The following is a 419-nucleotide window of genomic DNA, read 5'->3' on the forward strand; positions in this document are numbered from 1 at the left end:
CTGACCGACTGCGGCCGGGACGCCTTCGACCAGTCCTACGACAAGCTCGCGGTGGACGCGCTGCGCTGGATCGGCGAGCGGGAGGGCGGCAGCGAGGCCATCGCCGCGTTCGCCCGGGCCCGGATCACCGCCCAGGCGGGCGCCTACCGCAAGGCCGTCGAGGCCGTACCGCCGGAGAAGCGCACGGAGGCACTGGCCAAGGCGCTCAGCGCGGACGGGTACGCTGCGACCGCGCGCAGCGCACCGGTCGGCGAGCAGCTCTGCCAGCACCACTGCCCGGTCGCCCACGCCGCCGAACAGTTCCCACAGCTGTGCGAGGCCGAGACGGAATTTTTCGCCGAGCTTCTCGGTACGCACGTACAGCGGCTGGCGACGATCGCGCACGGCGACGGCGTCTGCACGACGTTCATCCCCAAGAT

At 71.8% G+C, this 419-nt stretch carries 1 protein-coding gene; it reads left to right on the forward strand.

Annotated elements, in window-relative coordinates:
- Positions 1 to 419, forward strand: a 419-nt coding sequence (locus LPA54_RS40115; RefSeq protein ID WP_368857913.1) for a helix-turn-helix transcriptional regulator, incomplete at both ends; no start/stop codon positions are given.

The organism is Streptomyces sp. DH12, assembly GCF_020873895.1.
Lineage (GTDB): Bacteria > Actinomycetota > Actinomycetes > Streptomycetales > Streptomycetaceae > Streptomyces.